Annotated in this window: 14 protein-coding genes and 1 pseudogene; 8 read left to right on the top strand and 7 right to left on the bottom strand. The window is 71.4% G+C overall.

What is annotated here, in order from left to right; genetic code table 11:
* Positions 1 to 136 precede the first annotated feature (136 nt).
* Positions 137 to 934, top strand: a pseudogene (locus tag D0Z08_RS07290) (IS110 family RNA-guided transposase); the annotation flags it as partial.
* Between the two features lie 285 nt (positions 935 to 1,219).
* Here D0Z08_RS07290 and D0Z08_RS07285 read toward each other — a convergent pair.
* Positions 1,220 to 2,272 carry an SGNH/GDSL hydrolase family protein gene (locus D0Z08_RS07285; protein ID WP_118924116.1) on the bottom strand — a complete coding sequence of 351 codons (1,053 nt, stop codon included), beginning with the start codon at positions 2,270 to 2,272 and terminating at the stop codon, positions 1,220 to 1,222.
* 41 nt (positions 2,273 to 2,313) lie between these two features.
* On the opposite strand from D0Z08_RS07285, the gene D0Z08_RS07280 reads away from it, so the two are divergent.
* A complete protein-coding gene (locus D0Z08_RS07280; protein ID WP_118924114.1) occupies positions 2,314 to 3,708 on the top strand; it encodes a cystathionine beta-synthase in 1,395 nt (464 codons plus the stop codon).
* Positions 3,701 to 4,198: a GNAT family N-acetyltransferase gene (locus tag D0Z08_RS07275; RefSeq protein ID WP_245993732.1), complete on the top strand. Its 498-nt coding sequence runs from the start codon at positions 3,701 to 3,703 to the stop codon at positions 4,196 to 4,198. The genes D0Z08_RS07280 and D0Z08_RS07275 overlap by 8 nt, the downstream gene beginning before the upstream one ends.
* 4 nt (positions 4,199 to 4,202) lie before the next feature.
* Here the strand turns inward: D0Z08_RS07275 and D0Z08_RS07270 are convergent, their stop codons facing one another.
* Positions 4,203 to 5,048, bottom strand: coding sequence for a metal-dependent hydrolase (locus tag D0Z08_RS07270; protein ID WP_118924112.1), 846 nt, complete (start codon positions 5,046 to 5,048; stop codon positions 4,203 to 4,205).
* 15 nt (positions 5,049 to 5,063) lie between these two features.
* Entirely contained in the window at positions 5,064 to 5,990 is a 927-nt protein-coding gene (locus tag D0Z08_RS07265) for a GNAT family N-acetyltransferase (RefSeq protein WP_118924110.1), read from the bottom strand.
* 78 nt (positions 5,991 to 6,068) lie between these two features.
* Between D0Z08_RS07265 and fdxA the strand changes: the two genes are divergently transcribed.
* Genes fdxA through D0Z08_RS07250 form a run of 3 tightly spaced genes read left to right on the top strand, consistent with a single transcriptional unit; the run spans position 6,069 to position 8,370 of the window.
* Positions 6,069 to 6,398 carry a ferredoxin gene (gene fdxA / locus D0Z08_RS07260; protein WP_118924108.1) on the top strand — a complete coding sequence of 110 codons (330 nt, stop codon included), beginning with the start codon at positions 6,069 to 6,071 and terminating at the stop codon, positions 6,396 to 6,398.
* The gene (dapC, locus tag D0Z08_RS07255; protein WP_118924106.1) at positions 6,395 to 7,519 is read left to right on the top strand and encodes a succinyldiaminopimelate transaminase; all 1,125 of its coding nucleotides are present in this window, start codon (positions 6,395 to 6,397) and stop codon (positions 7,517 to 7,519) included. The genes fdxA and dapC overlap by 4 nt, the downstream gene beginning before the upstream one ends.
* 17 nt (positions 7,520 to 7,536) lie before the next feature.
* A complete protein-coding gene (locus tag D0Z08_RS07250; RefSeq protein ID WP_118924104.1) occupies positions 7,537 to 8,370 on the top strand; it encodes a CE1 family esterase in 834 nt (277 codons plus the stop codon).
* Between the two features lie 20 nt (positions 8,371 to 8,390).
* On the opposite strand, the gene D0Z08_RS07245 is transcribed toward D0Z08_RS07250, so the two are convergent.
* Positions 8,391 to 8,771: a hypothetical protein gene (locus tag D0Z08_RS07245; protein WP_118924102.1), complete on the bottom strand. Its 381-nt coding sequence runs from the start codon at positions 8,769 to 8,771 to the stop codon at positions 8,391 to 8,393.
* A 172-nt stretch (positions 8,772 to 8,943) separates the two neighbouring features.
* Between D0Z08_RS07245 and D0Z08_RS07240 the strand changes: the two genes are divergently transcribed.
* On the top strand, positions 8,944 to 9,405 hold the full coding sequence (locus D0Z08_RS07240) for a hypothetical protein (RefSeq protein WP_147381356.1): 462 nt from the start codon (positions 8,944 to 8,946) through the stop codon (positions 9,403 to 9,405).
* Positions 9,406 to 9,459: 54 nt separating this feature from the next.
* On the top strand, positions 9,460 to 10,869 hold the full coding sequence (locus D0Z08_RS07235) for a hypothetical protein (RefSeq protein WP_182481210.1): 1,410 nt from the start codon (positions 9,460 to 9,462) through the stop codon (positions 10,867 to 10,869).
* Between the two features lie 10 nt (positions 10,870 to 10,879).
* On the opposite strand, the gene D0Z08_RS07230 is transcribed toward D0Z08_RS07235, so the two are convergent.
* From D0Z08_RS07230 to D0Z08_RS07220, 3 genes are read right to left on the bottom strand one after another with little or no spacing between them, the layout of a single operon-like run.
* Entirely contained in the window at positions 10,880 to 11,839 is a 960-nt protein-coding gene (locus D0Z08_RS07230) for a VldE C-terminal domain-containing protein (protein WP_118924096.1), read from the bottom strand.
* A gap of 52 nt (positions 11,840 to 11,891) precedes the next feature.
* The gene (dapD, locus tag D0Z08_RS07225; RefSeq protein WP_118924094.1) at positions 11,892 to 12,848 is read right to left on the bottom strand and encodes a 2,3,4,5-tetrahydropyridine-2,6-dicarboxylate N-succinyltransferase; all 957 of its coding nucleotides are present in this window, start codon (positions 12,846 to 12,848) and stop codon (positions 11,892 to 11,894) included.
* Positions 12,849 to 12,876: 28 nt separating this feature from the next.
* A complete protein-coding gene (locus D0Z08_RS07220) occupies positions 12,877 to 13,416 on the bottom strand; it encodes a DinB family protein (protein ID WP_118924092.1) in 540 nt (179 codons plus the stop codon).
* Positions 13,417 to 13,622: the final 206 nt, after the last annotated feature.

Raw genomic sequence — 13,622 nt, 5'->3', positions numbered from 1 at the left:
ACCTCGGCACCCCCAGCTTCGCCGACACCGCCGGCCGCACCAGCTCCGACCCGCACCACCTCCGGAACCATCAGTGACCCCCGCCGGCAAGCAGCCTTCCCAGATCATTTTCTAGTTCGGAGAAGACGCCAAGGACGCGGTCCACCTGGCCCGGCTGTTGCGGCTGGACGAGATCACTGCCGTGTCGATCCCGACCATCGACCAGGAAGCAGCACGAGACCTGGTGCGTGCCCGCGAGGCATGCCGCAGCGACCTGATGCGAGCCCGCCACCGGCTCACCAAACTCCTGCTGCGGCACGGGATCGTCTACTACGGCGGCAAAGCCTGGACCGGCAAGCACGACATCTGGCTGCGCAACGAAGCACAGCCGCAGCTGACCGAACGAGCGACCCGGCTGACCTTCGACTCCGACTACGAGACCGTGCTCGCAACCAAGGCCCGCCGGGACCGGCTCGATGTCGCGATCGAGGAGATGGCCGCGAACAGCGAGTTCACCCCGCTCGTTCGCCGTCTCGGCTGCCTACGCGGCGTCGGCACCCTGACCGGGTTCGGGCTCGCGGTCGAGATCGGCGACTGGCACCGATTCACCGGCAACTCGATCGGCTCGTTCGTCGGACTGGTCCCCTCCGAGCACTCCTCCGGACAGTCCCGATCCCAAGGATCGATCACCAAGACCGGCAACGGATACGCCCGCCGACTCCTGGTCGAGGCCGCCTGGCACCACCGGCCCCGCTACAGGATCGGGACGACGATGCGCCTGCGCTGGGACGCCGCACCAGCTGCCGCCCGGATCCGCGGCGATGAGGGAAACCGACGACTCCACCACCGCTGGGTGAAGTTCATCGACCGCCGCAAGCGCAGCACCGTGGCCAATACCGCGATCGCTCGTGAACTCGCGGGCTGGTGCTGGTCCCTGGCCGTGATGGAGGACTGACCCCACGATCTGCTTCGCCGCGACGACCGGGCTGGTGACAGCGCGTGGAGCGACCCGCGATTCAGCTATGAGCAGTCCGGCCCGGCCGGGCGACGCTCGCTGCTAGACAAGCGCTCCCGCTCCAGCCGAACAACCGTCCTGCGGTAGCCAACCCGCGCATATCAGCATGACCCGCGCGTCGCCAACGACACGCTCTCCAGCTCAGACGCAGCGAAGCACGAGGCGCCCGCCCCGACTACCGGGACGGGCGCCTCACCCTGCCCTCTTGACAGGAGGCTCTACATATCAGCTGGCGTCGCCGACGGCCTCGTCGGCGACCGACGACTCGGCGGCCTCGGGTTCGGACGCCGCCGGTGCCTCGGCGGCCGTCTGGGGCCGGCGACGCCGGTGCCGCAGCTCGACCAGCCGCCCGCGGACCCCGGTGAGCCTGCCGGTGTCGCTGCCGTCGACCTCGGTGCCGGGCTGGTTCGCGGCGCGGAACGCGGCCCGCGAGATCGACATGACGCCCTCGCCGCGGTAGCTCTCGAGGTTGGCCTCCTCCTCCGGAGCCTCGTCGAGGGCCGCGAGAACCGAGGGAAGCAGCACGTTGGCGCACGCGCGATAGCCCTCGGCGGACGGGTGGAACTGGTCCGGTCCGAACAGGAGCGCCGGTGCGGCAGCGAACTCGGGACCGAGGATCGAGCCGAGCGAGACCGTCCGGCCGCCCTCCTTGATCGTGGCGATCGTCTGCGCGGCCGCGAGCCGTCGCGACCATACCCGGGCGACCTGTCGCAGCGGCGGGGCGATCGGCTGGATGGTGCCGAGGTCGGGGCAGGTGCCGACGACGACCTTCGCGCCGGCAGCGGTGAGGCGTCGTACCGCCTCCGACAGGTGGCGGATCGACTGTGCCGGCAGCACGGTGTGGGTGACGTCGTTGCCGCCGATCATGATGATCACGACCTCGGGCTCGATCGGGAGTGCCCGGTCGACCTGGGCTGCCAGGTCCGACGAACGGGCGCCGACCACGCAGAACGACCGCAGGTAGACGCGACGGTCCGCGTGGCGCGCCACCCCGGTGGCGATCAGGGCACCCGGCGTCTCCTCGACCCGCTCCACGCCGTAGCCGGCGGCGCCGGAGTCGCCGAGCAGCGCGACCCGGATCGCCGGCCCGGGCCGGCCGCGGCCGTACCACCCGGTGGCGTCCGGCGGCGGCTCGTCGCGCACCTCGCCGATGGTCCGGCGCGCCAGCTTCGCCTCGGCGACCAGCACGCCGTAGAAGCCGGCTCCGAGTGCGGAGACGCCGCCACCGCCGTACAGGGCGGCAGCGGCGAGCTTCCGAGCCGCGGCTGCTTTGGTCACGGGCCCACTGTACGGATGGAGGTCTCGTCTAGGTTGGGCGCATGGAGTACGTCGAGTCGCTTCTGGATCTCATCGGGAACACGCCCCTCGTTCGGCTGAACCGCTCGCTCGACGGGGCCGGCGACGACAACGGGCCGTTGGTGCTGGCCAAGGTCGAGTACCTCAACCCCGGCGGCTCGGTGAAGGACCGGATCGCCAGCCGGATGATCGAGGCCGCGGAGGCCTCGGGCGCGCTGAAGCCGGGCGGCACGATCGTCGAGCCCACGTCGGGCAACACCGGCGTCGGGCTGGCGATGGTCGCCCAGCAGAAGGGCTACCCGTGCATCTTCGTCTGCCCCGACAAGGTGAGCGAGGACAAGCGCAACGTGCTCAAGGCGTACGGCGCCGAGGTCGTCGTGTGCCCGACGGCAGTGCCGCCCGAGCACCCCGACTCGTACTACAACGTCAGCGACCGGCTCGCCTCGCAGCCGGGCGCCTGGAAGCCCGACCAGTACTCCAACCCCCACAACCCGCGCTCCCACTACGAGGAGACCGGCCCGGAGATCTGGCGGCAGACCGAGGGCCGGATCACCCACTTCGTCTGCGGCATGGGCACGGGCGGCACCATCAGCGGGGTCGGCCGATTCCTCAAGGAGCAGAACCCGGACATCAAGGTGATCGGCGCTGACCCGGCCGGCTCGGTCTACTCCGGCGGCACCGGCCGGCCCTACCTGGTCGAGGGGGTCGGCGAGGACTTCTGGCCCGAGACCTATGACCGCACGGTCGCGGACCGGGTCATCGAGGTGTCCGACGCCGACTCCTTCGCGTTCACGCGACGGCTGGCGCGCGAGGAGGCGATGCTCGTCGGCGGGTCGTCCGGCATGGCTGCGTTCGCGGCCGCCCAGCTCGCCAAGGAGCTGGCGGGCACTCCGGAAGGCGCCGGCGCCGTCATCGTCGTACTCCTGCCGGACTCGGGCCGCGGCTACCTGACGAAGGTCTTCAACGACGACTGGCTCGCGCAGTACGGCTTCAGCACCGGGCAGCCGCACACCTCCCGGACTGTCGGCGAGGTGCTGCGCGGCAAGACCGGCGCGCTGCCGGACCTCGTGCACACCCACCCGCACGAGACGATCGCCGACGCGGTCGCGATCCTCCAGGAGTACGGCGTCTCCCAGATGCCCGTCGTCCGGGCGGAGCCGCCGATCGTGGCGGCCGAGGTCGCCGGGTCGGTCTCGGACCGGGCCCTCATGGACGCCCTCTACGCGGGCCGTGCCCGGCTCACCGACTCGGTCGAGCAGCACATGTCGGCGCCGCTGCCGGCCATCGGCTCGACCGAGGACGCCACCGACGCCGTCGCGCTCCTCGAGGCCGCCGACGCCGTGCTCGTGCAGGAGGACGGCAAGCCGGTGGGCGTGCTCACCCGGCAGGACCTGTTGGCGTTTCTGGCCCGTGGCTGACCCGCTCGAGCTCCCCGCCGGCATCCGGGAAGCCACCGTCGAAGACGCTGCCGACATCCTGCGGCTGGTCCGGGAGCTCGCCACCTACGAGCGCGAGCCCGACGCCGTGGCGAACACCGCGGAGCTGGTCGAGCGCTGGCTCTTCGGCGCGGACGCGGTCGCGTCCGCGCTCGTGGCCGAGCTCGACGGTCGTGTGGTCGGGGTGGCGGTCTGGTACCGCAGCTACTCGACCTGGACCGGTGCTCCCGGCATCTATCTCGAGGACCTGTTCGTGGAGCCGGAGCACCGCGGCCACGGGTTCGGCAGGGCGTTCCTCGTCGCGCTCGCGCGGATCGCCCTCGACCGCGGCTACCAGCGGTTCGAGTGGGTCGTGCTCGACTGGAACACGCCGGCCGTCGGGTTCTACGAGGCGCTCGGCGCACGTCCGATGAAGGACTGGACGACCTACCGGGTCGAGGGGGAGCGGCTCGCCGTTCTCGGCGCGCTCTGACGGGTCAGTGCAGGTGGTCGGCGAGCTTGCCCTCCGGGCCGAACAGCTCCTCGGTCCAGGTGCGCAGCAGCTCTTCGTTGTCGTGGTCGGAGGGGTGGAAGCCGCGGCGCAGGTAGTCGGCGAGGTTGCGCGCCACGTCCGCCTCGAGGAACGGTGAGTGCCGCAGTCGCCGGATGCTGCGGAACAGCCGCACCGGGTTGTACGTCGCCCGGTCGCCGAGCATCGACAGCACGGTGGCGATGATGACGAGGCCGATCAGGCCGACGGTCTGGATCACGAACCCGATGCGTCGTACCAGCTCGGAGCCGCCGACCGCCCGGTAGACGTCGAACGCCACCGCCTTGTGCTCCGTCTCCTCCAGGGCGTGCCAGAGCAGGATGTTGCGCACCTCGGTGTCGCCGAGCAGCTGCTGCGCCGCCGGCTTGTCGAGCAGGCACTCGGCGATGGTGGCGGTGTAGTGCTCGAGCGCCGCCGTGTAGGACAGGCAGAGCTTGGCCGGCGCGCGCTTGGTCGCGTCGGCCAGCACGAACTTCACGAACCGGCTCACCCGGTGGGTCGGGTAGCCCATGTCCTGGAGCCGCCGGTTGAGCTCGCGGTGCTCACGGCCGTGGGTGACCTCCTGGCCGATGAAGCCGCGGACCTGCTCCCTGAGCACCGGGTCCTTGATCTTGTCGGAGTAGTGCCGCACCGAGCGGATGAAGAAGTCCTCGCCGGGCGGGAACGTCGCGGACAGCACAGCCACCACGTGGCTCATGATCAGGTCGTCCTCGACGTAGTGCTGGCGCAGCGAGCCGGGCGGATAGCGGAAGCGGATCCGACGGACGGGGAGCGCGCGATCCGGGCGTTCCATCGTCGGAGAATACCGCTACAGCGTGTAGTAGCAACAGGTGTGGTGCGGGGTCAGCCCGAGGGCGTCGTACCACGCGAGCGCGGGCGCGTTGTCGGTCTCGACGTGGAGCCACACGGTGGTCGCGCCCTGCTCCGCACCCCAGGAGAGGAGCTCGGCGAGCACGGCGGTCGCCAGTCCCTGACGTCGGTGGGCGGGATCGACCTCGATGGCGTGGACGCCGATCCAGTCCCGGTCGACGGCCGCCTCGCCCCGCGCCCAGGTCGCCCCACCATCGGTGATGGTCGCGACCGCCCGCGGCCCGTCGGCCACCAGCGACGCCAGGTCGGGCACCCGGCCGATGCGGCGTCGTACCTGGGTGAGCGACGCGAGTCGGTGCTCGGCGTCACCGGTCGGGTCGTGCTGCCACCCGGCGGCCGCGAACGCGGCTTCCTCGGGCGAGCCGGCCTCGACCTGGACGTACGGCGGCCGTCCGCGCTGGTCGTAGAACGCCCGCACCGCCGCGGCGGCCTCGTCGAACGGGATGCCGGGATCACCCATCGCCAGGCACGAGTTGCCGCGCCGCCGCGGCCGACCGATGGGCGCGGTGTCGGTGCGCAGCACCCAGTCGCCGAGGGCCGTGGTCTCGACCGTCGCCCACAGGGACGCGGTGTGCAGCTCGGCGTCCCGCGCCGAGACCCGCATCCGGACCGAGGGCCGGGGTGGGACCGGCTTGCCGGAGACGATGTCGGCGATCGCGATCTCGACCGGCTCGCCCTCCTCGGGCTGCACGACGCAGCGGCCGTCGCCCCAGGCGAGACAGGTGCCCAGCAGGTCGGTCATCGCCGGTCCACCGCTCGGTCCGGTCTCGCCCCGGAGCAGTCTCCGGATGACGACGCGCTGGCCGACGACGTGCGGCCCGAGAAGATGCTGTCCCGGATCCTGAGGGTCGTGCGCGGCCGTCACCCCCGGGATACTAGGCTGACCGCGAACACGAACATGTTTCGTGTTCGCATCCGTTCCGCAGTCATCAGGAGGAACCCGGTGACCTACGTCATCTCTCAGCCGTGCGTCGACCTCAAGGACCGTGCTTGTGTCGACGAGTGCCCCGTCGACTGCATCTACGAGGGCAAGCGGATGCTCTACATCCACCCCGACGAGTGCGTCGACTGCGGTGCGTGCGAGCCGGTCTGCCCCGTCGAGGCGATCTTCTACGAGGACGACACGCCGGAGGAGTGGAAGGACTACTACGACGCCAACGTCGGGTTCTTCGACGACCTCGGCTCGCCCGGTGGCGCCGCCAAGATGGGTGAGATCGACAAGGACCACCCGTTCATCGCCGCGCTCCCGCCCCAGAACCAGGACGCGCACTGATCGTCCCGGTCTCCGCGCGGCTTCCCGACTTCCCCTGGGACAAGCTGGCCGGTCCAGGGGGGTACGCCGACGCGGCTCGCGCGCATCCTGACGGCATCGTCGACCTCTCGGTCGGTACGCCGGTCGACCCCACGCCCGAGGTCGCGCAGGCCGCGCTGCGGGCGGCCGCCGACTCACCGGGCTACCCGACGACCATCGGGCTGCCCGAGGCCCGGCAGGCGGTCGTCGACTGGTTCGCGCGCTACCACGGCGTGACCGGGCTCGACATCGACCAGGTGCTGCCCGTGATCGGCTCCAAGGAGCTGATCGCGTCGCTGCCGCTCCATCTCGGGATCGGTCCGGACGATCTCGTCGTCTATCCCGAGCTGGCCTACCCGACCTACGAGGTCGGCGCCGCGCTGGTCGGTGCCCGGACCCGCGTGTCGGACTCGCTGACGGCGCTCGGTCCGGAGACGCCACGGCTGCTCTGGATCAACTCCCCGTCCAACCCGACCGGGCGGGTGCTCCCGAAGGAGCACCTCAAGAAGGTCGTGGACTGGTGCCGCGAGCGGGGTGTGCTCCTCGTGTCGGACGAGTGCTACATCGAGTGCAGCTGGGACACGGCCTCGTACTCCGTGCTGCACCCCGACGTCTGCGGCGGCAGCCACGAGGGCATCCTCGCGGTGCACTCGCTGTCGAAGCGGTCGAACCTGGCGGGCTACCGGTGCGCGTTCGTCGCCGGCGACCGGTCGGTCGTGGCCGAGCTGCTGGCCGTGCGCAAGAACCTCGGGCTGCAGATGCCCGGCCCGCAACAGCGGGTGCTGGCCGCCGTACTCGCCGACGACCGGCACAGCGAGGAGCAGCACCAGCGGTACGCCGCGCGCCGGGCCACGCTCCGGAGCGCCCTCGAGGCCGCGGGATTCACCATCGACCACTCCGAGGCGTCGCTCTACCTGTGGGCGACGCGCGGTCCGGACGGACCGGACTGCTGGGCCACCGTCGCCGAGCTCGCGGAGCTGGGCATCCTGGTCGCGCCCGGCTCCTTCTACGGCGCCGCCGGCTCCCACCACGTCCGGGTGGCGTTCACCGCCACCGACGAGCGGATCGCCGCCGCCGCGAGCCGGCTGGCAGCACTGGCGTAGCCGGATACGGTCGGCAGATGCGCCGGCTGTCGCTGCTCGGAGTCCTGCTGTTGCTGCTGTCGGCGTGCGCCGGCGAGGAGGATCCCGGCCCCCAGCCGGATGATCCGCCGACCGCGCCGTCGCTCGCCCTCGACACGACGACCCCGTCGGCCGACCCGGCTGCGCCGGTCGCTGGCGATCACCTGCTCGCCGTCGACCTGCCCGATGACTACCAGCTCCGTTACCTGCTGCACGCCCCGCCGTCGGTCGAGCGCGGGCGGCCGATGCCGCTCGTGCTCGTCTTCCACGGCTCGGGAGGGAGCCCCGACGACATGGTGCGGCTCACGCGCCTCGACCCGTTGGCGGACGACCAGGGCTTCCTCGTCGTCTACCCCGACAACCTCGCCGACGCCACCGCCGAGATCCCGGTGCTCCTCGACCACCTGGCCGGGCTGTGGCCCATCGACGAGCGCCGGATCTACGCCGCGGGCTTCTCCCTCGGCGCGTCCACGACCTACCTCCTCGCCGAGACCCTGTCCGACCGGATCGCCGCCTTCGCCCCGGTGAGTGGGGTCGACCAGGACATCACGCTGCGCGGTCCGGCGCCGCTGATCGCCGTCGAGGGCAGGGAGGACGAGTTCGAGTCGATCTTCGACCAGGTGAACCGCCAGTGGGCCCGCGCCGCCGGGTGCGGACCCGCCAGCGTCACCGAGGTGACCTTCTCGTCCCGGCCGACCCGCCGCTCCGTGGCGCAGTGTCGCGAAGGCAGCGAGCACGTGGTCTACCGGGTCGAGGGGATGGGCCACACCTGGCCGCGTGGGGCGAGCAAGGTGATCTGGCGGTTCTTCACCGCCCACGCGCTCCCGCGCTGAGCGCGGGAGCGCATGGCCCGTCAGCGCGTCGCGCGGATGGTCGGGCTGAAGTCCGCCTTGCACAGGTCGGTCCGCTTGACCTTGGCGTAGAACCTGCCCTCGGTGCCGGTGTTGCCGGTGTTCCAGTCGCCGTCGCTGTCGGTGCCGTCGGAGGCGAACCGGATGTCGTCGCCACCGCCGCGGGTGCCGACCTGCTTGAAGACGACCACCGTGCGGTTGGCCTCGCAGGCCGCGTGGGTGCTGCTGACGTTGCCGAACAGGTCCGTGCCCGCGGCCTGGATCGTCACCGTGGACGCCACCGTGGGAGCGGCGGCTGCGGTGCCGGCGGTGCCGATGGCCAGGCCCGCTGCGGAGGCGAGGCCGAGGAGGGAGACGGCGGCGGTGCGGGTGAAGAGGGACATGGGACTTCTCCTTCGGGTTGGGGGGCGATCTCTCGATCGCGGCTTCTGGGGTGTGGATGCAGCCCGGGGGCGTCCCAGTTCCCGGAAGTTCCAGATTTGTTTCCAAGGCTCGCGAACGCGTCGGCGCCAGGCCTGAGCGGAACCCGCCCGACCGGCAGGTACGGTGACCCGCGTGATGCGGTGGGTGGCCGGCGCGGTGTGCGCGCTCGCGGTGCTGGTGAGCCCCCATGTCGGCCGTGCTGAGCCGACGGGCAACTACCGGCCGGACCTGCCGCCGGACACGATCGCGCTCGGCTGCTACCCGCTGCCGGACGGGCTCACCCTCGACTTCCCCTACCAGGTCCGCTCCGACGGCGACCTCGACGGCAAGCGGCACCTGGTCCTGCACTGGGACGAGCTCGACGAGGCCGAGGTGCGGGAACGGCTCGACGCCGCTCTCGACCGTGCCGGGCTGCCCCGCCGCGCTGCATCGGTGACCCCGTTGGAGAACCTGCCGCCCGACTCGATCGTCCGCGGGACGGTCGAGCTCGAGCTCCCCGTGGTGAAGCTCGCCAGCGACGATCCGGACTGCCTCAACCCGCGCACGACCAAGCGCTTCCCGGCCGACTGGGCCCCGTCGACGGCGTACGGATGAGCGCCCGGATCCTCCGGCCGTTGCGCGCCGACCCCGGTGCTCACGGTGCTCGTCGTGGTCGCCCTCGCGCTCAAGGTGATCTTCTTCAACCGGGTCGCTGACCTTCCGCTCCGTGGTGACGAGGTGGCCTACCGCGACGCGGGCTGCGCGATCGCGAACCTGGTCCGCGACCTCGCCGGGCTCAACGCACCCGACGGCAGCGAGCTGTCCCGCGACCTGGTCGGCAGCGGGTGGTTCATGCCGGGCATGGGCCTCGTCCTGGCCCCGCTCTACCTCCTGGTGCCCGACGCCGGCGACCCGCTCGCGCGGATGTGGCTGGGACTCGTGTCGGGCGCGGTCTTCGTGGTCGCGGTCGTGGAGGTACGACGCGCGCTGGGCCGGCCGTTCGCGATCGCCCTCTGCATCTTCCCGGCGATGGTGCCGGTCTGGGTCCTGCTGTCGCTGACGGCGTACGGCGACCTGCTGGCCGGTCTGGTTCTCGTGGTGCTCCTGGGCCGGCTGCTCGAGGTGGTCACGGCCGGACGGGCCGGAGAGGGCGGCCCGTCGCTCGCCGAGGGCGCGCTGCTCGGGTTCCTCGGCATCGCCGTCGTCTACCTGCGGTCCAGCGCAGTGCTGGCGGTCGCGTTCATCGCCGTCGCCGCGGCGGGCGTGCTGCTGTGGACGCTGGTCCGGTCCGGCGGGTGGGAGCGCGCCCGTGGGTCGGTGATCTCGCTGGCGGTCGCCAGCGGTGTCTTCGTCGGCCTGCTGGTGCCGTGGTCGATCGGCGCATCGGCGGCGCTCGGCGACAGGATCATCACCACGACCACGGTGCCGACGGCGATGGCGAACACGTTCGGTGACCGGGAGCAGGTGTGCTTCGGGCCGTGCGACCCCGGTAGCACCGTGTGGTTCGCGCCGGTCCGCTACGCGCGTGAGGTCGCCCGGGCCACGGGCGAGGGCGAGGTCACGGTGCTCGGCCAGATGTCGGCGTACGCCCGTCAGGACGTGACGCCCCGGAGCTACTCAGAGGACGTCGTCGACAACCTCGATCGCTATCGCAACATCGACGGGTTCGGCGCGATCCTGAAGCCGCCGGACGCCCCGCACGACGAAGGGGTGTGGCAGTGGGTGGCCCGCGACGTGAGCCTGTGGATGTTCCGGCCGGTCTCGTGGCTCGCTGCGCTGGCGCTGCTCGTCGTCAGCCGGCGGCGGTACGGCGACCAGGTCGTCGCCGTCTTCGTGAAGCTGGGGCTGCTCGCGCTGCTCTCGCAGCCGTTCGTGCACCTCGGAGGGTCGCGCTACTGGACCACCGCAGGCGCGCTGGGAGGCCTCGCTGTCGTACTCCTGGCCCGGATGGTGTGGGGCGCGGTCAGGAAGGTCGAGCCCGAGCCCGGCGACGAGCCGTCGCGGTTGCTGACCGCCGTCCAGTGGCTGCTGTCCGCGGTCGCCGTGGCCGCGGTGGCGACGGTCGCCCTGCTCGCCTGACCGGGCCCGCTCAGCCGAACACGTCGACGTGGACGTGGTCGCGGTGCTCGAGGATCTCCTGCGATCCCGAGCTCTCGGGCGGGTCGTAGTCGCGCCAGCCGTCGCGGCCGGCGGTCCAGATCCGGTCGTCGAAGATGACGGTGCGGATGTCGAGGCGCGCGGCGTTGCCGACCAGGTAGTGCGCCACCGCCCAGCCGCGGGTCCGGTTGGCCTCGTTGACCGGACGGAAGAAGATGTCGACCGCGCGGCCCTCGTAGTGCGCCGAGCCCTCCATGTGACCGTTCGTCACGCCGCCGGGTGCGAAGCCGCCGACGTCGAGGGCGCCGTACCGCGTCAGCAGGTCCTCGCGGACGTTGTCCGCCCGGGCGGTGAGTCCGGAGTCGACGAGGTCCTCGTCGGCGGACGGCGCGCCGCCGTCGAGGTCGCAGCTGAACGTCGCGGGGGAGTAGCCGGTGAGCGCCGACGCGAGCGCGCGGGCGTCCTCCTCGTGGTCGGCGTACGCGCTGGGGTACGCCGAGCGCTGCACCTCCTGGGCCGCCTCGGTGATCTCCATCGTCTCGTAACCGTCGACCTCGACCAGGGCGTCGTAGAAGGCATTGGTCGAGTAGACGGGGTCGAGGATCTCCTCCTCGGTGCCCCAGCCCTGGGAGGGGCGCTGCTGGAACAGGCCGAGCGAGTCGCGGTCGCCGAAGTCGATGTTGATCAGCTTCGACTCCTGGAACGCGGTGGCCAGCGCGATCGACACCGCCCGGGCGGGCAGCCCACGCTCGATCGCGATCGACGCGATCAAGGTGGCGTTCTCCGCCTGCTCGCCCGTGATCTCGACCTCGTGGTTCGACACCACTGCGGTGCAGTCTCCGTCCGGACCGGACACGATGTCGTCGACCGCGTTGAAGATCGCTACGCCGACGACGGCGAAGATCGCGATCGCGGTCAGCCCGACGATGATCGCGACGGCACGTCCCTTCATGCTTCGAGTCTCCGGGACGGGTGGTTGCGCGGTGAGAGCACGCCCCGCGCGCTCAGTTGGCGTGGAGCGCCGCGTTGAGGGCGATGCCCTCGCCCTGCCACGGCACCGCCTCGACCGCGCCGGTCTGGCTGTTGCGGCGGAAGAGGACGTTGTTGGCGCCGGACAGGTCGCGCGCCTTCATCACCTTCGGCTCGGCTCCCGGCAGGTGGACGAGCACCTTGGTCCCGGCGGTGACGTAGCAGCCCGCCTCGACGACGCAGTCGTCCCCGAGCGAGATGCCGACACCCGCGTTGGCGCCGATCAGGCAGCGTCGTCCGACCGAGATGACCTCCTTGCCACCACCGGAGAGGGTGCCCATGATCGACGCGCCGCCGCCGACGTCGGAGCCGTCGCCGACCACGACCCCGGCCGAGATCCGGCCCTCGACCATGGAGCTGCCGAGCGTGCCGGCGTTGAAGTTCACGAAGCCCTCGTGCATGACGGTCGTGCCCTCGGCCAGGTGTGCGCCGAGGCGCACCCGGTCGGCGTCGGCGATCCGGACACCGGTCGGCAGCACGTAGTCGACCATCCGCGGGAACTTGTCGACGCCGTACACCGCGACGATCTCGCCCGCACCGCGCAGCCGGGCCCGGGTCAGCTCGAAGCCGTCGACCGCGCACGGGCCGGCGCTGGTCCACACCACGTTGGTCAGCAGCCCGAAGACCCCGTCGAGGTTGATCTCGTGGGGCGCCACCAGTCGGTGCGAGAGCAGGTGCAGCCGCAGCCACACGTCGGGCGTGGTCGCCGGCGGGGCGGAGAGATCGGCGATCTCGACGAGCGTCACGCGCGTCTCGACAGCCCGAACCTTGTCGCTGCCCTGGAGGGCGACCAGCTCGTCGGGCGCCGTGGCGTCCGCGGGCTTCTCCCCGAGGGTGGGCGACGGGAACCAGGTGTCGAGCACCTGAGCAGTCACCGTGTCAGCGGCGTTCTGTGTTGTCGTAGTCAGGCCGAAGCCCCATGCAGCAGTCACGTGGGACGAGTCTACGGCCCCGACGGATCTACTGGCCCGTGCGCCCGTCGATGCACTCGCGAAGGAGGTCGGCGTGCCCGCAGTGCCGGGCGTACTCCTCGATCATGTGCACGACCATGTCGCGGATGCTGACGACGTCGCCGTCCGGCCTGGACAGCTCCCGCCCGAGGTCGGCCTCGGGGACCGACGCGAACCACTCGTCGGCCTTCGTGATCTCGCGTTGCCAGGTGCTGAAGGCGTCCTCGACCGTCTCGTCGTCGCCGACCGCCCCGTTGAAGTCGTGGTCGCGGTCGTCGGGGGTCCAGTAGATCGGCTTCTCCCCGGTCGCCTGTGCGACCCGCTGGAACCAGCTGTGCTCGACGGCCGCCATGTGCCGGACCAGGCCGAGCAGGCTCAGGTTGCTCGGCGGCACCGACCGGAGGGCGAGCTGCTCGGCGGACAGCCCCTCGCCCTTCATCCGCAGCGTCAGGCGGTAGTTGGTGAGGTACTCCTGGTAGGTCGCCTTCTCGCCCTGCGGGTTGTCGTAGGTGCGGGGGTCGGATTCCGGGTCTGTCCACAGATCTGGCATGCCGACACCTTGGTGGCTCGTCGACACCCGGGCAACCGGATTGCGAGCTGGCCGGCGTCGTCGTACCCCTCGACCTGCGGCAGGCACTGCGGGACTGATCTGGTTGGCGGTCGAGCGACGCGACGCCGTACCCTTGTTCCCACAGGCGCTTGAGCCGTCATCAGCGGCGAGCCCCGGGAAGAAAGCCCGAGCACCAGCGAAGGCAA

Origin of the sequence: Nocardioides immobilis, assembly GCF_003515065.1 — a bacterium.
Lineage (GTDB): Bacteria > Actinomycetota > Actinomycetes > Propionibacteriales > Nocardioidaceae > Nocardioides > Nocardioides immobilis.
The sequence above is the reverse complement of the archived record's forward strand: the minus strand, read 5'-3'. Positions and strand labels throughout refer to the sequence as shown.

Bases quoted from the DNA above. Each gene is read 5' to 3' on its own strand.
- D0Z08_RS07270 (WP_118924112.1), bottom strand. From the start codon at position 5,048: ATGGAACGCCCGGATCGCGCGCTCCCCGTCCGTCGGATCCGCTTCCGC.
- D0Z08_RS07280 (WP_118924114.1), top strand. From the start codon at position 2,314: ATGGAGTACGTCGAGTCGCTTCTGGATCTCATCGGGAACACGCCCCTC.
- D0Z08_RS07245 (WP_118924102.1), bottom strand. From the start codon at position 8,771: ATGTCCCTCTTCACCCGCACCGCCGCCGTCTCCCTCCTCGGCCTCGCC.
- D0Z08_RS07230 (WP_118924096.1), bottom strand. From the start codon at position 11,839: ATGAAGGGACGTGCCGTCGCGATCATCGTCGGGCTGACCGCGATCGCG.
- D0Z08_RS07220 (WP_118924092.1), bottom strand. From the start codon at position 13,416: ATGCCAGATCTGTGGACAGACCCGGAATCCGACCCCCGCACCTACGAC.
- D0Z08_RS07250 (WP_118924104.1), top strand. From the start codon at position 7,537: ATGCGCCGGCTGTCGCTGCTCGGAGTCCTGCTGTTGCTGCTGTCGGCG.